This window comes from Microbulbifer sp. ABH2_005 (assembly GCF_056160005.1).
In genome coordinates, this window is record NZ_JBSWWI010000001.1 from 14,373 (window position 1) to 32,846 (window position 18,474).

At 53.7% G+C, this 18,474-nt stretch carries 16 protein-coding genes; 8 read left to right on the forward strand and 8 right to left on the reverse strand.

From position 1 onward, the window contains the following. Window positions 1-115 precede the first annotated feature (115 nt). Window positions 116-1,090 carry a phenylacetaldoxime dehydratase family protein gene (locus ACXAFI_RS00070; RefSeq protein WP_475107182.1) on the forward strand — a complete coding sequence of 325 codons (975 nt, stop codon included), beginning with the start codon at window positions 116-118 and terminating at the stop codon, window positions 1,088-1,090. A gap of 79 nt (window positions 1,091-1,169) precedes the next feature. Beyond that, complete coding sequence (locus ACXAFI_RS00075) at window positions 1,170-1,796, forward strand: class I SAM-dependent methyltransferase (RefSeq protein ID WP_475107183.1); 627 nt, start codon at window positions 1,170-1,172, stop codon at window positions 1,794-1,796. 17 nt (window positions 1,797-1,813) lie between these two features. On the opposite strand, the gene ACXAFI_RS00080 is transcribed toward ACXAFI_RS00075, so the two are convergent. Continuing rightward, window positions 1,814-2,134, reverse strand: a complete 321-nt coding sequence (locus ACXAFI_RS00080; RefSeq protein WP_475107184.1) for a hypothetical protein — start codon at window positions 2,132-2,134, stop codon at window positions 1,814-1,816. Between the two features lie 77 nt (window positions 2,135-2,211). Between ACXAFI_RS00080 and ACXAFI_RS00085 the strand changes: the two genes are divergently transcribed. Then, window positions 2,212-2,772, forward strand: a complete 561-nt coding sequence (locus ACXAFI_RS00085) for a dienelactone hydrolase family protein (protein WP_475107185.1) — start codon at window positions 2,212-2,214, stop codon at window positions 2,770-2,772. Window positions 2,773-2,915: 143 nt separating this feature from the next. Here the strand turns inward: ACXAFI_RS00085 and ACXAFI_RS00090 are convergent, their stop codons facing one another. The 3 genes from ACXAFI_RS00090 to thiI all read right to left on the reverse strand — a co-directional run bounded on the left by ACXAFI_RS00090 (window position 2,916) and on the right by thiI (window position 8,951). Further along, on the reverse strand, window positions 2,916-4,919 hold the full coding sequence (locus ACXAFI_RS00090; RefSeq protein ID WP_475107186.1) for a glycosyl hydrolase family 18 protein: 2,004 nt from the start codon (window positions 4,917-4,919) through the stop codon (window positions 2,916-2,918). Window positions 4,920-5,430: 511 nt separating this feature from the next. Beyond that, the gene (gene typA / locus ACXAFI_RS00095; protein ID WP_444920390.1) at window positions 5,431-7,239 is read right to left on the reverse strand and encodes a translational GTPase TypA; all 1,809 of its coding nucleotides are present in this window, start codon (window positions 7,237-7,239) and stop codon (window positions 5,431-5,433) included. Window positions 7,240-7,466: 227 nt separating this feature from the next. After that, window positions 7,467-8,951, reverse strand: coding sequence for a tRNA uracil 4-sulfurtransferase ThiI (gene thiI, locus ACXAFI_RS00100; protein ID WP_475107187.1), 1,485 nt, complete (start codon window positions 8,949-8,951; stop codon window positions 7,467-7,469). A gap of 319 nt (window positions 8,952-9,270) precedes the next feature. On the opposite strand from thiI, the gene glnA reads away from it, so the two are divergent. From glnA to ACXAFI_RS00125, 5 genes are all read left to right on the forward strand, one after another. Next, a complete protein-coding gene (glnA, locus tag ACXAFI_RS00105; protein WP_152456470.1) occupies window positions 9,271-10,677 on the forward strand; it encodes a glutamate--ammonia ligase in 1,407 nt (468 codons plus the stop codon). A 218-nt stretch (window positions 10,678-10,895) separates the two neighbouring features. Then, a complete protein-coding gene (locus tag ACXAFI_RS00110) occupies window positions 10,896-11,546 on the forward strand; it encodes a DUF4124 domain-containing protein (protein WP_475107188.1) in 651 nt (216 codons plus the stop codon). Between the two features lie 351 nt (window positions 11,547-11,897). Then, window positions 11,898-12,980: a nitrogen regulation protein NR(II) gene (glnL, locus tag ACXAFI_RS00115; protein ID WP_475107189.1), complete on the forward strand. Its 1,083-nt coding sequence runs from the start codon at window positions 11,898-11,900 to the stop codon at window positions 12,978-12,980. Between the two features lie 3 nt (window positions 12,981-12,983). Next, window positions 12,984-14,390 carry a nitrogen regulation protein NR(I) gene (ntrC, locus tag ACXAFI_RS00120; protein ID WP_475107190.1) on the forward strand — a complete coding sequence of 469 codons (1,407 nt, stop codon included), beginning with the start codon at window positions 12,984-12,986 and terminating at the stop codon, window positions 14,388-14,390. A gap of 124 nt (window positions 14,391-14,514) precedes the next feature. Further along, entirely contained in the window at window positions 14,515-14,847 is a 333-nt protein-coding gene (locus ACXAFI_RS00125; protein WP_444920382.1) for a PAS domain-containing protein, read from the forward strand. Between the two features lie 59 nt (window positions 14,848-14,906). On the opposite strand, the gene ACXAFI_RS00130 is transcribed toward ACXAFI_RS00125, so the two are convergent. From ACXAFI_RS00130 to ACXAFI_RS00145, 4 genes are all read right to left on the reverse strand, one after another. Continuing rightward, window positions 14,907-15,446 (reverse strand): peroxiredoxin, encoded by a 540-nt coding sequence (locus tag ACXAFI_RS00130; protein ID WP_475107191.1) that lies wholly within the window; start codon window positions 15,444-15,446, stop codon window positions 14,907-14,909. A gap of 233 nt (window positions 15,447-15,679) precedes the next feature. Next, entirely contained in the window at window positions 15,680-16,792 is a 1,113-nt protein-coding gene (locus tag ACXAFI_RS00135; protein ID WP_152455593.1) for an AI-2E family transporter, read from the reverse strand. Between the two features lie 80 nt (window positions 16,793-16,872). After that, window positions 16,873-17,583, reverse strand: coding sequence for a D-Ala-D-Ala carboxypeptidase family metallohydrolase (locus ACXAFI_RS00140; protein ID WP_444920380.1), 711 nt, complete (start codon window positions 17,581-17,583; stop codon window positions 16,873-16,875). Between the two features lie 3 nt (window positions 17,584-17,586). After that, window positions 17,587-18,279, reverse strand: coding sequence for a hypothetical protein (locus ACXAFI_RS00145; protein ID WP_475107192.1), 693 nt, complete (start codon window positions 18,277-18,279; stop codon window positions 17,587-17,589). Window positions 18,280-18,474: the final 195 nt, after the last annotated feature.

Here is an 18,474-nt window from a genome sequence, read left to right on the forward strand (position 1 = left end):
ATAATAAAAGCATTAACGGCGAAAGAGGCATAAACGAGCGAGAGGAGTAGAAAGAGGGATAGAGAGAAGGGTAAAGGGTGAGGAGTGAGGACTATAGGGCGAAGGGGAAAGAGTTTTGAAAAAGCGTCCAGATAATTTCACACCGCCTTATCCCGCCTGGGAGTTAGATCTTCCGCCTAGCGCTTGGTATGTTCAATGCCAAGTTGCCTTACAGTTTGCGAATGGTCAGCGTGACGAATCACTGTATCGGTTGTTGGCCCGGTCTTTATCCAACGTCAAAGGTCTACTGCACTTTGAGCGAGCGGGTCATATCGATACTCAGGGCGCATATAACGATATCGCAGTTGCCTACTGGAATAATCAGGAGTCAATGGGGCAATGGCTGAGGGAGGGCTCTAAAGAAGTACAGGAATTTATTCGGGGCAAGTCGGGTTTTTGGTATGAGGCGCTAGCCGCTCCGCGCTCGCACTTTGAAGTTTCCTCTTCCACGCCTGCAGCTGACTGGGGAATGTTCCGACATTTTGATATTTGTGAACAGCATGATCACGCCTACTGGGGTGCAATGCGAGACAGAATTAGCGCCGCGGAAAATGATGGGCTTCCTGGTCAATTGCAAAACCTGCGGTCAATAGCGATTCTAGAGCGGGCGGATAAAGAAATACTCCTGCCCGAAAATTTGTGCATAATTCGTACGGTTCAGGGCTATTCAGCAGCTAGCCTCGCTGAGCGAAATGCCTATCGGGAATCCCTGTGCTCTGAGTATGAGCAGGGAGTACGCTACTTGCTGGAAAACCCAATAGCATCGCGTTGCCTTAGTGCGCGCCTTTTAAATGATGATCAACCGGGTTTGGGTCGGCCGGATACAGAAACTATTGCCTGGTTTGCCTCCCTGGCAGATCTGGAAAACTGGGTACATCATCACTCCACCCATAAAGCTATCTATGCTGCCGCGCAGCAATATGCGAGTCGCTTCGCTCCTGGGATGCAGCTTTTGTTGAGCCACGAAGTGGCCGTAGTACCTCATGGACAGGGATGGGCTCTCTATCAGGAATGCCATCCAGAAACAGGATTGCGACGTTTCCTTAGCTAAAAAAGATCTATATAAGAATTAAAATGGGGTGCTTGGTACCATAGAATACGCACATACAAATTATTTAGCGTAATGCGTTATGGAATTTAAAACAGTTCCATACGAAATAGACGACATAATTCGCAAGGTTTATAAATACTCCGGTCTTGGTGAATATCTCGGTGAAGAGAACCGCATTCTAAAAAATCTGGTTGTAAAATGGTCGACCCTAATTGACTTTGGCTGTGGTAATGGTCGTCATCTCAGGCTTTTGAAGGATCGTCTTCTATTCGGCTTGGGTATAGATAATGATCCTGGGCATATTAAGAGTGCACGAAACCTCAGTCTGGGAATAAGAAATCTCCAGTTTCTACTTGCCGATGCGAAGACTTATACCTCTGAAAGTAGATACTCTATTGCCATATCCATGTACAACACGATTGGCAATATTAATCCCGCAAGTAAAGTTATCGAGGTTATGCGGAGTGTATGCCAGCATAACGGAAAATTGATTGTCAGCGTTTTCTCAGAACAATCTATTGAAGAAAGGGTAGAGTTTTACCAGAAAATTGGCTTTGGTATTAAACGGGTATCAGAGAAGTCAATTCTCACAGACAAAGGTGTGGAGTCCTCTCATTACAGCAGGGTACAAATTTCCAGGCTGATTCCTGGAGCTGAAATTATACCCTGTAGCAAATTTGGATGGCTGGCGATTAAGTCAGTTTAAGTGACACTGATGATCGATTATCTATTCTTAGATATTTCTTGCCACTGGATTTTGTAACCATTTTTAACCATATAGCCGTACACTTTGTTAAAAAGTTTGTGCATCCAGAACTCGATATTGTCAATGCCTTCAATAGATTTATTGCTGGCATGGTCTTCAATTGCCAAGTCGGTCATATCCCAAAATCCCTGGGCTATTTGAGTGGCTTCCTCAGAGGACTCTATTCCTTTTCTGGATGATAAAAACTCTAGAAGGAGGTCATTTTCGAGTTTTTTGGCGTAGTGAATAGCGAGTACCTGTGACTCTTTGGTACTTTTATTAAATTTAAGTATCTTCATGGGGCTCAGCTTTGATTTATTGTTGTCGGGAAGTTAGCTACTTCGGAAATTGTAAAAACTATAAGGTATAAATATCAATGAAGGTAATTGTTGTTTCTGACATTTGGGGGCGGACAGAAGCTTTGAGTGCCCTTTGCTTGCGAACTTTTGAGGATTACATAATCCTGGACCCATACTCCGGCAGTGAGAAGAACTTTGAGAGTGAGGGAGATGCTTATAAATATTTTATCGATGAATGCGGCATGGAAAAGTACTATGCTTTTGTAAGTAGTTATATTCAAGAGCAGCGTTATAGTTGTAATTTGCTGGGATTCAGTGTGGGGGCAACGGTAGCTTGGTTGTTAGCTTGTAGAGTTACTGCTGGAACAATTAATAAAACGGCTTGTTTCTATGGTTCAAGAGTTCGTGATTTTCTCAATGAGAGGCCAAAGCAGAGAGGTGTAGATTTTTTTCTTGCAGAAAGAGAACCTTCTTTTAATGTCTTGGATTTCTCTTGCCAATTCTCCGCCATGCCGATGGTAGCTTTACATAAAACACGGTTTTCGCATGGATTTATGAATAGTTGTTCTGAAAATTTTAATCCTGAGGCTTATAGGCATTACTGTGATTGGTTGAAAATCTGGGCTAACGGCGCCTAGACAATTGAGTGCGGAGAAGAAAAGGATTGGAAGTTGAGGGTTGAAAAGGGAGGGCTAAGAAAAAAGGCCTGAATATTATATGTAAAAAATAAAAGGACCCGAAGGCCCTTTTATTTCCTGGAAAAGTAAAATCTTAAAGATATTTACTGACAGGAGCTCGCTTCCCAATACTGCGGTGCTGCGGCCGGGGACCACCAGTTGGGTCCGAAGGTAGAGACGTACACCTGGCCTTCAAAAGTCACCCGATCACCAACTTCATAGCCGGCGTCACCCGCGTAGGGCTGTTGGAACTCGGGGCAGGAGGCTGCTGAACCTTCGTCGCCATTGGTGTTGTCATCCGAGCTGTCATCGGCACCGCTATCGGTGCTGTCATCAGAGCCATTATCGGAGCCGGTGTCGGTGCTGTCGTCAGACCCTGTATCGGAGCCGTTGTCAGAGTTGTCGCCGCCTGTTTGACAGGTAGTTTCACTCCACAACGATGGTGCCGCACTCGGAGACCACCAGTTTGGCGCATGAGTGGATTCGTAGGCGACACCCTCGAAGACAACAACATCACCGACCGCATAGCCTGGATCGCCAGCATAGGGCTGTTCAAACGCTTCGCAGGCAGAGCTTCCAGTGCTGCCGCTATCGCCAGTGTCTCCAGTATTTCCTGTGTTGCCGCTATCGCCGGTGTCACCCGTATCTCCGGTGTCCCCGGTATTTCCAGTATCCCCGGTATCACCGGTATTTCCAGTGTCACCCGTGTCGCCAGTACTTCCAGTGTCTCCGTTGCCATCATCCCCAGAGCTCGATCCGCCTTGTCCGAAGACCTCTAGCGCCGCATCCAGAAGTGGATACTGGTATTGGTTATTCTCGCGCAGCATGCCGCCCCGGAGTTGCCAGATCATTACACCGCCCAGGTCTTGCTCGATCACGTAACGGGAGCGCTCGGCGATTGAGGTGGTGTCCTCGAAGGAAATGAAACCGCCATCCGGGAACCACCCATAGTGAGTTACCGCCTCCGGATCGTATGCCGTCTGGAAGGATGAATCATTTTGCATCTTTTCGACGATTTGGTAGTAGCGCGTTTCGGTGTCGGAGCCCCAGTGAGCGACATCCTGCCCCGCTGCAGCTTCACCGATCGCGGTGGCGCTGGCGACGCTGCGGCCGTAGTGAGACATACCCAGGATGATTTTCTCGGACGGAATATTGCCTTCGGTCATCCACATGTTGCGACAGCTGTCCGCGTCGAAGCCTTCGTTGACCTGGCCGGCATAGGGGTACAGCGGAGAAGTATGCTGAGCTACCGAGTCCCAGTCGCCACCGAAGTCGTAGGTCATCAGGTTGACGTAGTCGAGTGTTGCGCCGACCTCGGCAAAATCGTAGCCCTCTTGTGCAATCGATGGGCCGCAAGCAACGGCGGCGGTTAGCTCCAAGCGCTTGCCGGTCTCGGCTTCGACTTCATCGAAGCGCGCACGCAGCTCCTTCAGCAGTGTGGTGAAGTTGTCTTTGTCGATGGAGCGTCCGCCATTGGGCGCATAGCCCGGATATTCGAAGTCGAGGTCGAGACCATCGAAGTCCCAATCGGTTAGCAGGGTTACCGCATTTTCGATAAAGGCCGCACGGGTGCTGGCGCTCTCCATCATCTCAGAGACTTTATGGGAGAGAGTCCAACCACCTACGGAGAGAATCGCCTTGGCGCCATCGTCGTGTACTGACTTTACGAAACCGGATTCGTGATCGTTCCAGCTTTGGCAAACCGCGTCCTGCTTGCTTGCATCGTACTGGCTGTAGGGATGCCAGAACGGCGGCGAGCATTTGACCGGACCATTGCCGGCGCCGCCGGAGAAGGATTGAGCCCCCATTCCGTAGAAGACATAGGGGTCAGTAAAGTAGATGGTGCCCTCTTCATCATTCCAGGCAAAGGCGTATTGCACATGGGTCAGTTTGGAAAAATCCACGTTATCGTGGGTGAAGGAGGAGTCGGCCCAATACTCCCAGTCGGCCCAATAGGCCGAAACACGTTTGGTCTCCTGAGCGCTGACATTAGCACTCAACACGAGTGCCGCGGCAAGCGTTGCTACTTTTTTTAATCCAAATCCGCGCTCATTGCGGCACCCCACTAACATCCCTGTTCGATCCTGAGATTGCAGGAAAGAAAACATTACAGTGACCTCCCATGGGCCTTAAATATGATGAAATTTAGTGTTATAGAACTGAACTTTATCGTTGAGCAAATTGGAAGAAATTGGGGAGGTAAAAGTTCCGTTTGAAACTGAGAAAAACGTTATAAATAGAGCGTTATTCTCGGTAAATTGTGCAAGAAAAGTGAAAGAATAAAGATGTATACGACTTTTCGCAGGATAAAATCTGTTTCTGCCGCCCTGGCGTTTATGTAGTAAATGCCTGGTGATGATGGTCGAATTCTTGGATATATTTAAGAATTAATTTTTATGATATGGGCCAAAAAAATAAAAATAGTATTGGCCCAGGTGATACCTAGAGGCAGCTTTCTATGTGTGGCTGTCAGCGCTTTCAAAAAATAAATGGCGATAAACGCTATTTGCCCGAATAAAGCATTTTTTCAACTTGCTTAAATTTTAAATGCAGTCTGTCGCCAAAAGTAAAAACAAAAAAGGGCCCGAAAGGGCCCTTTTTTGCTGAAGAAAATTTTAATTATTTCTTCGTGCGCTTACGCATATTTTCCTGCAGGATTTTTTTGCGTATGCGGATATGGTTGGGAGTCACCTCAACCAGCTCGTCCTCTTCGATAAACTCCAGCGCCTGCTCCAGGGTGTGGCGGATGGGCGGAGTGAGGGTCAGGGCTTCGTCGGTACCGGCGGCACGGATATTGGTGAGCTGCTTGCCCTTAGTAGGGTTTACTACCAGGTCGTTGCCGCGGGAGTGGATACCAATCACCTGGCCTTCGTAGATATCTTCGCCGTGGCCGAGGAACAGGCGTCCGCGGTCTTGCAGGGCGAACAATGCATAGGCCAGAGTCTTGCCATTTACCATGGATACCAGCACGCCGTTGATGCGCTTGGCCACTTCACCCTGTTTTACCGGGCCGTAGTGGTCGAAGATACTGGTCATGATGCCGGAGCCGCTGGTCAGGGTCAGGAACTGGTTGCGGAAACCGATCATGCCGCGGGAGGGCACGATAAAGGTCAGGCGCACGCGGCCTTTGCCGTCCGGCTCCATATTGGTCAATTCGGCCTTACGCAGACCCAGCTCTTCCATAATCGGGCCCTGGTGCTGGTCTTCAACGTCGATCACCACCTCTTCGTAGGGCTCCTGGATCTCGCCGTCCACTTCCTTCTGCACCACTTCCGGGCGGGAAACACCCAGCTCAAAGCCTTCGCGACGCATGGTTTCGATCAGTACCGACAAGTGCAGCTCACCGCGGCCGGAAACGCGGAATTTGTCCGGGGAATCACCTTGTTCCACACGCAGGGCCACGTTGTGGATCAGCTCCTGATCAAGGCGCTCCTTGATATTGCGCGAGGTGACGAACTTGCCGTCCTGGCCGGCAAAAGGCGAGTCGTTGACCTGGAAGGTCATGCTCACGGTGGGCTCGTCCACGCTCAGGGCGGGCAGGGCTTCAGGGGTATCCGGGTCGCACAGGGTATCGGAGATATTCAGTTCGCCCACACCGGTAATACAGACGATATCGCCGGCGCTGGCCTGCTCCACCTCGGTGCGTTCAAGGCCCAGGTAACCCATCACCTGCAGAACCTTGGCTTTGCGGGATTTGCCTTCGCGATCCAGTACTACCACCTGCTGGTTGGGGGTCAGGGTACCGCGGGTAATACGGCCAACGCCGATAACGCCCACATAGCTGGAGTAATCCAGGGCGGAAATTTGCATCTGGAAAGCGCCTTTCGGATCTACCTTGGGCGGCTCTACCTTGTCCACGATCATCTGGAACAGTGGGGTCATGTCGTCGGCCAATTCGGTATCGTCGAGGCCGGCGATGCCGTTCAGGGCGGAGGCGTAGACAACCGGGAAGTCCAGCTGCTCATCGGTGGCGCCGAGGCTGTCGAACAGGTCGAAGACCTGGTCCATTACCCAGTCGGGGCGAGCGCCGGGGCGGTCGATCTTGTTGATCACCACGATGGGGTTGAGGCCCTGCTCAAACGCCTTTTGGGTAACGAAGCGGGTCTGCGGCATAGGGCCGTCCACCGCGTCTACCAGCAGCAATACGGAGTCGACCATGGACAGTACGCGCTCTACCTCGCCGCCGAAGTCGGCGTGCCCTGGGGTGTCGACGATATTGATGCGGTAGTCGTTCCAGCGAATGGCGGTGTTCTTGGCGAGGATGGTAATGCCGCGCTCTCTCTCCTGGTCATTGGAGTCCATGACCCGCTCGGCGCCTTCGTCGCGGCGGTCGAGTGTGCCGGACTGGGACAGCAGCTTGTCCACCAGGGTGGTTTTGCCGTGGTCTACGTGGGCAATAATCGCAATATTGCGCAGATTCTCTATCACTGGGGGCCTCTGGGCGTTAAATCTTGGTAAATCGGGGCGGGGGCCTGCGGGGTTTCTACAGCAGCATTCCGGCCAAAGGCGGCGATTATAGGGGGGCCGCATGACAATTGGGAGTGATTTTGAGTAAAAAATCACCGGTCGTGTGCAGAATGGCGACCTGGTGAAGAACGCGAGAAGAAAGCGAGAAGGGCGCGGGCGACAGCTCTGCCCGCGCCAGGCAATGACTGCTACTTCTTGATACCGTCGGGGCGGTGCGGGATCTGTGGGCGCAGCACGCCTACATTGCGGAAGCCTTCGTCCAGCAGGTGGGAGGCATGCAGGCGGCTCATCACGCCGCGGGCACAGTAGAGTAGGTACTCGCGCTCCTGATCCAGCTTGGCAAAGCCGTTATTGAGGCGATAGAAGGGGATCGTCTCTACTTCGACGCCCTTTAGCTCCAACGGGTCCATCTCTTCTTCATCCGGGTGGCGGATATCGATGACTACCGCGTTGCCGGCCTCCTCGCGGATTTCCACTTCCGGCGTCTCGCCGTCCACCTCTTCGATCACCTCGTCGATATTCTGAATCGAACGGTTGCCAATGGCGCGGTCGAGGATGGTGAAGTCGAAGCGGTTCTCCTCGGATTCCACTTTCTCAATTTTGGCGCGGGTGGTGGGTTTCACCGAAATTACCCCGCAGTATTCGGGCATATTTGCGGCGAATTCCTCGGTGCCGATCTCCCGTGAGGTGCGGATGATATCGGTCTTATCGCTGGTGATCAGCGGGCGCAGTACCAGGGTGTTGGTGACGCTATCGATCACGGACAGGTTTTTCAGGGTCTGGCTGGAAACCTGGGCGATGGCCTCACCGGTTACGACCGCATCCACTTCCAGCTCTTTCGCGATAACGTCCGCGGCGCGCAGCATCATACGCTTGAGAATCACGCCCATATGGGAGTCGTCCACACGCTCGAGGATTTCCGCTACTACTTCGTCGAAGGGCACTGTGACGAAGCGCACCCGGTGGGAGGCGCCGTATTTGTTCCACAGGTAGTAGGCCACTTCCTTAACGCCCAGCTCGTGCTGGCGTCCGCCCAGATTGAAGAACAGGAAGTGGGTGCGGATTCCGCGCTTCATGGTCAGGTAGCTGGCCACAGTGGAATCGAAACCACCGGAAACCAGCGACAGCACCGGGTCCTGGGTACCCAGGGGGAAGCCGCCGAGGCCGGCATGCTGTTCCTCGACCACGTTGAGCTTGTCGTGGCGGATCTCCAGCTTGACTGTGATGTCCGGGTTTTTCAGTTTCACCCCGGCCGCTTCGGTATTTTTATTAAGGCCGCCGCCCACGTACTGCTCCACATCGAGAGATTTGAAGTCGTGGTCGCCGGTGCGCTTTACCCGCACACAGAAGGTCTTGTCCTTGAGGGCGGGGCCCCACACCGACAGGGTCTTCTCGTACATATCGTGCAGGTCGCCCAGGGGGAACTGGCGCACGCGGGAGAAGTTGGCGATGCCGGGGGTGTGAGAGAGCAGCTCTTCGATGCGGCTGCCAAGGTGGGCCACGGCGTCCGGGGCGATCACATCGATCTTTTCCCAGTCTTTGCGCACCTGGATTCGGTCGTCCAGCTGGCGCAGCAGGCGCTGTAGGTTGTCCTTGAGCTGGCGCGACATACGTTTGCGCACCGGGTTGCTCTTGATGGTGATCTCGGGAAAAAACTTGACGACAAAGTGCATGGGAATCCGTGGGGTACCGCATGTTGATAGAAGGTGCGGCATTATAAACTAGCCGGAGGCAAGTTGGTTGTGCACTGTTTCTGCGCGAACAGGAGAGCAAATGTGCCAAATTGGTGCATTTAGCTGTGGCTGCACGGCCACAATACATCTATCCTGCCCCAGTCGGCCCAGTGCTGGGGCCCGCACCGGCACCAGTCGCGGCTGTGACGCCACTGCCCTAATTTGGCACACTCTTTGCTTTATTTCACGCCAGGTAAAGAGCGAATGCCGGCAGCAAAGGCATAGCGACCAAATACTTTTTAAGACCTGGAGGACAGCAATGTCAGCGAAAACGCTCGGTTTGATTAATGAGAGTGAGGCTAAGTGGATAGACCTGCGCTTCACCGACACCAAGGGTAAAGAACAGCACGTATCTGTGCCCGTGTCGGAGATTGACGACGAGTTCTTCGAAGAGGGCAAGATGTTCGATGGCTCCTCTATCGCTGGCTGGAAAGGCATCAACGAGTCCGACATGATCCTGATGCCGGATGACGAGACCGCTTTCCTCGACCCCTTCACCGACGAAAGCACCGTCATTATTCGCTGTAACATCGTCGACCCGATCACCGGTCAGGGCTATGAGCGTGACCCGCGTTCCATCGCGCTGCGCGCCGAAGAGTACCTGAAGTCCACCGGCCTGGGCGATACCGCACTGTTCGGTCCCGAGCCCGAGTTCTTCGTATTCGACGACATCACCTGGGGTGCCGAAATGGGTGGCGCCTTCTACAAGATCAACTCCGAAGAGGCAGCTTGGTCTTCCGGCCACAGCTTTGCCGAGGGCAATATCGGTCACCGCCCCGGTGTGAAAGGTGGTTACTTCCCGGTGCCTCCGGTTGACTCCCTGCACGACGTGCGTGCCGCCATGTGTTCCGCCATGGAGCAAATGGGCCTGCGCGTTGAAGTGCACCACCACGAAGTGGGCACTGCCGGCCAGTGTGAGATCGGCGTTGCCGCCAACACCCTGACCAAGAAAGCGGACGAAGTACAGATTCTCAAGTACGCCGTGCACAATGTAGCGCACGCCTACGGCAAGACCGCGACCTTTATGCCCAAGCCGCTGGTAGGCGATAACGGTTCCGGTATGCACGTTCACCAGTCCTTCACCAAGGACGGCGTCAACCAGTTTGCCGGCGATGCCTACGCGGGCTTGTCCGAGACTGCCCTTTACTACATCGGCGGTATCGTGAAGCACGCGCGCGCCCTGAATGCGATCTGTAACGCATCCACTAACTCCTACAAGCGCCTGGTACCTGGCTTCGAAGCCCCGGTTATCCTGGCCTACTCCGCGCGCAACCGCTCCGCTTCCATCCGTATCCCGTATGTGACTTCGCCGAAGGGCAAGCGTATCGAGACCCGTTTCCCGGATCCGACCGCAAACCCATACCTGGCGTTCGCAGCGCTGCTGATGGCGGGCCTAGACGGTATCAATAACAAGATCCACCCCGGCGACGCTGCCGACAAGGACCTGTACGACCTGCCGCCGGAAGAGCTGGCCGAGTACCCGACTGTTGCCGCCAGCCTGGAAGGTGCCCTGGACGCACTGGATCAGGATCGCGCCTTCCTCACCGAAGGTGGTGTATTCACCGACGACGCCATCGATGCCTACATCGACCTGAAGCGCGCCGAGGTTGAGCGCCTGAACATGACCACTCACCCGGTCGAGTTCGATATGTACTACTCCGTGTAATGGCGAGCGGTATCACGCCGATGCCGCCGAGCCGTTCTCGAAAAGCCCGCCCCGCTCTGGTGCGGGCTTTTTTTTTGGGGGTACACTGTCGGTTGAGGGGGTTACTTTTGCCGTCTGTGGCCGATACAGCGTTCGTGGATTAGAAAGCCTGCCCCTCTGCAGATTGGAGCCCGTTTGTAGGCAAGCACAAGGAGTACCGCTTCGCGGCTGATTGAGCTATGGGATATTTAAAACTGTTGCAGGCACTTTTTCTTGCCGTTCCCCTGCTGGCCCTCGCCGGCACCGATGGCGAAACCACCTCTAGTACCATTTACAAGGTTGTCGGCCCCGATGGCCAGGTGACGTTCAGCGATACGCCGCCCCCCAATGGGCAGGCGCAAAAGGTAGAGTTGGCCCCGATTAATGTGCAGCCAATCGCTCTGCCGCGCACCCTGCCGACCCGCAAGCTGTCGCCAAAAGATGAAAGTGACAAGGCCAAGGACGGTTACTCTGGCCCCTTTTCTATACAGATAGTGAGCCCCTTAAATGACGCCACCATCCCACCTGGGCAGCGTTTTATCCCGCTGCAGGTGGATGTGCAGCCGGTGTACCCGGAAGGGGCGAGTTTCTTTGCGGTGGTGGATGGCAAGCCCTGGAGTGGTCGCTCCTCGGGAGCGGGCCTGGATATCTCCCTGCTCGAGCGGGGTACCCACACCGTGCAGGCGGTACTTACCGATGCCAATGGCCAGGTACTGGCCAAATCCCAGGTGATTACGCTCTATGTGAAACGCCCTGGCGGCAAGCTGCCAGATAACCCGGCGCCGCGTGCACCGCAAGCTCCCAAAGCTCCGCTGGGACCGGGTATTCCCCAGGCTCAGCCCACTCCCTGATCCACTGCCTTAGCCGCTCCTTAAGCGGCTCCCTTACATGCCGCCACTGCAAATAACTTTTTTTGCGGCGGTGGCTTCCACCCCAGATCCGCCTGGTTAAATTTTGCTCTACGCACTAATATGGTGCGCACACGATTTTGCCCCCCGCAGTTTTGCCTGTGCCTGCGGCGGCTAAATCAGTCTCATGGTCGTGCACGCTTGGAGGTTGGGGAGAGCCCTGGGGCCTCTGGACGCGCCCCCCGATAATTCTGTGCGCCATTTTGGTTTGCTTTTTGCACTGGCTAGAGACAAGGGGTTATCGCGCCGGACGCAGGAGAGTGCCCGGGCCCGTTAGAAAGCGGAAACGATTGAATGCTTAATGATCGCCAGCTGCGTCAGCTTTTAGACAGTCTTACTTCAGCGGTACTGGTACTGGATGACCAGTTATTGCTTTGCTACCTAAATAATGCCGCTGAGGATCTGTTGGCTGCCTCCAGTGCGCGGGTCGAGGGTATGCCACTGCAGGAGGTAGTGCGGGAATCCGCCGCCGCAGAAAAGGCGCTGCACAACGCGCTCCTCACCGGGGAAAAGTTCACCGTGCGTCGCGCCCGCTGGCGCCTGCATAACCTGAAAACGCGGACCGTGGATTACTCCGTGAGCCCTGTGCCGGAGCTGGGGGTGTTGTTGGTGGAGGTGCAGCCGATGGATCGCCTGCTGCGCATTGCCCGTGAGGACGCACTGCTCAGCACTCAGGAAACCGCACGCAACCTGGTGCGAGGCATGGCCCACGAGGTGAAAAATCCCCTCGGCGGGATTCGCGGTGCCGCACAGTTACTGCAGCGCGAACTGCCTGACGCCTCCCTCGAAGAGTACACCCAGATCATCATCGAAGAGGTGGATCGCCTGCGAAATCTGGTCGATCGACTACTGGGGCCCCGCCAGCCAGTACAACTGGTGCCCAGCAATGTGCACGAGATACTTGAGCGGGTGGCACAACTGGTCGAGGCCGAATGCGGCGGGCAGCTGCAGATTCGCCGGGATTACGATCCCTCGATTCCCGACGTGCCGGCGGACCCAGAGCAGTTGATCCAGGCCCTGTTGAATATCGCCCGCAATGCCATGCAAGCCATTGATGAGAGTATCGGCCTCGCCAGTGGGGAAATCGTGTTGCGCACGCGCGTGCAGCGCCAGTTCACCATTGGTCGACGCCACTGCCCGCTGGTTTGCCGTATCGAAATTGAAGACAACGGCCCTGGCATTGCCGAGGAGATCCGCGAGCGCATTTTTTTCCCGATGATTTCCGGTCGTGCCGAGGGCTCGGGACTGGGGTTGTCTATCTCGCAAAATATTATCAACCAGCACCGTGGTCTAATTAAATGCGACAGCCGACCGGGTCGCAGTGTCTTCCAGATTTACCTGCCACTTGTTACCGAATCAGCCAATACAGGAACCTAGAGAATGGGCAATCGCGTTTGGATTATTGACGATGACCGATCAATCCGCTGGGTACTGGAGCGAGCACTGTCGCGAGAGGGGATTGAGACTCAGTGCTACGAGAGCGGCGATCGCGCCCTGGATGATTTTTACAGCGACTCCCCGGATGTAGTGATCAGCGATATTCGCATGCCCGGTTCCGATGGTTTTAAATTGTTGGAAAGATTTCAGGCGGAGCGTCCGGGCCTGCCAATCATTATTATGACCGCGCACTCCGATCTCGACAGTGCGGTTGCCGCTTACCAGGGTGGGGCCTTCGAATATTTACCCAAACCCTTCGATATTGACGAGGCCGTAGCAGTCACACGGCGCGCACTGGCGCACGCCAAGGAGCAGGTCCAGGAAGAACGGGCTGAGCCGGATAATGGCACCGGTAACAAAGAAATCATCGGCGAAGCGCCGGCCATGCAGGAAGTATTTCGCGCTATTGGACGACTGTCTCATTCCAATATCACCGTGCTGATTAATGGCGAATCGGGAACCGGTAAGGAGCTGGTGGCTCAGGCCCTGCACAACCACAGCCCGCGCCGTAACAAGCCGTTTATTGCCCTCAATATGGCCGCGATTCCCAAAGACCTGATGGAGTCGGAGCTATTCGGACACGAGAAGGGTGCCTTTACCGGCGCCAGCGCTCAGCGGGCGGGTCGCTTCGAACAGGCCAACAGCGGCACTCTGTTTTTAGATGAAATTGGCGATATGCCGGCGGAGACCCAGACCCGGCTGCTGCGTGTTCTGGCGGATGGGGAGTTTTATCGGGTTGGTGGACATACTCCGGTAAAAGTGGATGTGCGTATCATTGCCGCCACCCACCAGAACCTGGAGGAGTTGGTGCGCGAGCATAAATTCCGGGAGGACTTATTCCACCGCCTGAATGTGATTCGAATTCACATCCCGCGCCTGGCGGACAGGCGCGAGGATATTCCGCGGCTGGTGCGCCACTTCTTCAATGCCGCCGCCGCAGACCTCGGTGTAGAGCCAAAAATTCTGAGTAAAGATGCCGAGGAATATCTCTCCGGCCTCGATTGGCCCGGCAATGTACGCCAGCTGGAAAACACCTGTCGCTGGATTACCGTGATGGCCTCTGGCCGCGAAGTGCATATCGAAGACCTACCGCAAGAATTGCACCAGCAGAGCAATGAGACCGAAGCACCGCTGGACTGGCAAAAAGCCCTGCGCATCTGGGCCGATCAAGCGCTCAGCGCCGGACGCAAGGAAATTCTCAGCGAAGCCGTACCCGCCTTCGAAAAAGCTTTGATAGAAATCGCGTTAAAACACACAGCCGGGCGCAAGCGCGATGCTGCGGATCTGCTTGGCTGGGGACGCAATACCCTGACGAGGAAGTTGAAGGAATTGGGGATGAACGGAGAGTAATTTCGAGCTTTTAATCGGCAAAAAAATAGAGAAGCCAAAAAAGGAAATATTCTTTTCAGCACCTAAAATTCTCATTAGCGTGAATTTGTAGCTCTTATTACTGAAACGATAAGGGAGAGTTTTTGTGAAAATCGAAGAGCTTTCTGTTGTTGAAAAAGTGCCATTCCTGTTTTGGGTAAAAGACCGGCAGGGAAAATATCTCTGGGGAAATCGCAAAATTTGTGAATTGGCCGGTGAGGAAGTGGAAGGCAAGACCGATGCCCAGCTGCCCTGGTCGGATAACGCTGTGGAATTGCGAGATGATGACTTAAAGGTCTTCGCCTCAGGAGATCCCATCTATTCTCATGAATTTATCGATAAATCCTCTGAGGGCAGGGCTAACTTGAGCGTTTGCAAGTGGCTCGATGATTTTGAAGGGCAGCAGTGCTGCTTCGGCATTTCTTTTATTAGTGACTGAGCGAAGTATTGTAACCTGCTTATGAATCCGGTTCAGGGGTGACCGGGCTCACATGCGGATCACTGCTTTACCCTCTCCGCATTTTCCGTTTTCTCCACGCCAAGTTTGGCCAGATTACTGGCGATATCCTCTGCGCTGGTGGCGGGATTGATATCTTTATCGATTTTTAGAATATTCCCATCCTTGCCGATATAAATAGTGACGCGCCGGGCGAGTTTGATAATAGGAATGAGTACACCGTAGGCTTTCGCAACCTCTCCCGTGGGGTCGCTGAGCAGGGGGAAGTCGGCGGAATTGTATTCAGAGAATCGGACATTTTCGTCGAGCTTATCGGTGCTGGCCATAAAGTAGGTGACGTTAAAGGCCCGGATTTGGTCACCGTTTTTAGCCAGGGATTTGCACTCTATTGTGCAGTTTTTGGTAAAAGCCCTGGGATACCAGGCGATAACCACCGCGGTCTTGCCCACATAGTCTTTCAGCGAGTGCGTCTTTCCATCTGTGCCCCGCAAGGTGAAGTCGGGCGCTTTTTGCCCGACTTCCAGTGCCATCAGCGGCAAGCTGAGCATGGTGGCGAGAATCAGGGTTAACCAATATTTCATAGGGACATCCGCTCTGGCAAAAGTGGCGTCTAATCTATTGCCATTGTGTGCCTCACATCAGTATATGACGCTTATATGGCTAAGACCTGCCGCATTTTCTATCTTTACCAAATATGACTAACCAGTGCTCACACTTTGAGTCAGCTCAAGTAATGTTCGAAAGCGCTGCAGTAAACCGAGTTCAGGTTTCGACAGCGCGGTTAAATAGCGTAAAAAAAGAAAGTGATCTCAAATTACTCGCTATCTTTCTTTGGCTGCATCAGCATATCGTTGCCTTCGGGTTTCGGTGGCATCAGCATATCTTCCGGGTGGACAAACTCCCGCATAAAGATTTCCCAGAAAGCGAGGAACAATGCGGCTAGCAGGGGGCCCATGGCGAAGCCACTGATGCCAAACAGTATCAGGCCGCCCACGGTGGAAAACAGCACCAGGTAATCCGGCAGCTTGGTATCCCGCCCTACCAAAATGGGGCGCAGCAAGTTGTCCACCAGGCTGATTACGGTAAATCCGTAGGCTAGTAGTATGGTGGCCTTGACCGGCTCGCCAACCCCATACAGATAGATCGCCGCAGGAAACCAGATCAGTGCCGCACCAACGGCGGGCAGTAATGATAATAGGGTCATCAACACACCCCACAACAGGGGGGCGGGCAAATCGAGTACCCAGAAAATAATGCCACCCAGGCTACCCTGGGTAATTGCGACTACCAGGTTGCCTTTAATAGTGGCTCGGGTGACTTCGGCAAACTTAGCCAGTAGCAGGTGCTCACGCTCATCACCAAGTGGCAGTGCGTGAATAATCAAGTTGACCAGTCTCTCCCCATCGCGAATTAAAAAGAAAGTGAGGTAGAGCATCAGGCCGAGCATGACAAAAAAATTGACAGTGTTCTGCCCCACTTCTATTGCGTTTTTTGCAATAAAACTGCCAGCATTCATTACCCCGCCAAGTAAACGTTTCTTGGCCTCGTCGATATCTACACCGATACCCTCAAGGAAATCGTTGACGCGTGGAAAGGCGCTGCGTACCTGTTCTAGGGATTTAGATACATCGATTTGTCCCTCCTGCACCTTCTGATAAAGCGTTACCGCTTCATTGATAAAGGAGGTGGCCACCACCAATACTGGTATCACCAATAACACGATGCACATAAAAAGGGTCAGCAGCGCCATGGAATTGGGAGAACTGGGAAAGCGCTGCATTAATAGGCGGTACACGGGATAAAAAATCAGGGCGATAGCACAAGCCCAAAAAATTGGTGTGAAGAAGGGCTTAATCAGCACCATAAAAGCCACTGACACCAAGATCAGCGAAAGAATAAATGAGCGCCTTTCTAATTTTTCCTGCACTGGAACTTCCTCTACTTCTGCAAAGCCCTGTGGTATCGGGCGCCTAATTTGCGATCTATCTAAGCAGAAGCAAGGGGGATTTACCAGCGCCTGTAACCACAGGTGTCTACATGAAAGCGAATACCTTTATAAATGCCCAGCCCCATATTCCATTGCTTGCCTTTGTGTTTGTGGATATCTCTCAGGACAGGAACTAATTGCTCGCGGGTGAATTTTTTCTGCGGCACTATATCCAGGCCGCAAAAGCGCAAATGCTTACTGCCTTTGGAACCGCCGGCCTTGCTGTTGTAGCTGGTGGTACGCCAGCCGGAGACTACGGTAACGGGGCCGATGCGTGGCACTATTTCCCGTTGCAGCACCCTCAGGGTGTAAATCATTAATCCCCAGTTTTCCACCGGTGGAATAGCGAAGGCAGGTTCATCCAGATCTCGCCAGTCGCTGCCCTGGCGCAGGAGTTCAAAGGGGGCTACCACTTGGTCCACCCGATTGATGTGCAGGTAATTCTTTAGCTTGGCAAATAGAGCCTGGTTTTCCTTCTGCTTGAGAAAGCGGCTGAAGACCCGCTCTGAGGCTGCAGGGTATCCCTGGATATCGTAAACCTCTGGGGTTCCCGGTAGTGGCAGTAATTCAATGGGACTGAGGATTCGCTCGCCCAAATCGCGCGTTTTCTCCGAAGTGAATAGCAGCGCAATCATAATGGCGATAAGCAGCAGCCCACCGAGAAGGAGTAGCCAGCGGCGCCGGGTTCGAGAGATGCCTGATTGACGATTACTGTTGTCTTGTATAGCCATGCTTCAATCCACCAGTTGCCATGAGCGATAGCCACAGGTATCGATATGAAAGAGCAGTCCTCCACCGAGACCCAGGCCGAAATTGCTTTCTGGTCCCAGGCGCGCGTGCAGGGCTTGCAGCTCTTCCACAAGTTCACCGTGGCTGATATGGGATATTGGAATCAGGTCGAGGGCGCAGAATGCCCGGTGACGGGATTTATCAGTGTGCTCCAGCTCGCGGTTATAGCTGTCATTGCGGAACCCGGTGACCACCGCGACCGGGCCGATCAGAGGCACAATCTGCTCCTGCAGTAGCTTTAGGGTGGCGACTATTTTGGGCCACTGATCTTGCGGGGGGAGAGAGAAGGGGGGCTTCTCAATTTCCAGCCATTCGCTACCTTGGCGCAAAAGATCACTTACCGCAGTGACTTCGCCTATTCCCTGGCTCTGCAGGTAGTCACTGAGTGCCTGCACCCGTGCACGGTTGTCGTTACTGCGCAAAAAACTCTCAAAACTCTCTTCGCTGGCGATGCGATAGCCGCGAGTTTCCACATAGGGTTTTTCCTGCGACTTGAACCACAGCCACAACCAGAGGGCCGCTAGCACGCCAGCAAGTAGCAGGGTCAGGCTGGCCACCACAACAAAGTTGGTGCGCCGGCCGGGAGGCTGGTGGGGGTAGAGTGTCCTGAAGCGAGTAAAGGAATTGCCTTCAGACATGGGGTGCGGCTACAGCTCCGAAATTTGGCCTGAGACGTGTAAGTCTGCGCACGGACGTCTATTTCGTCGGCGCTTCTTTAAACACTATAGCCGCAAAAATCGACACGCTGCTTAAATGCCGCTCCGCTTAAGAAAAGGCAAATAAAAAAGCCCCGCTACCTTGCGGCAGCGGGGCTTTTTTGTGCTTCTAAAGAA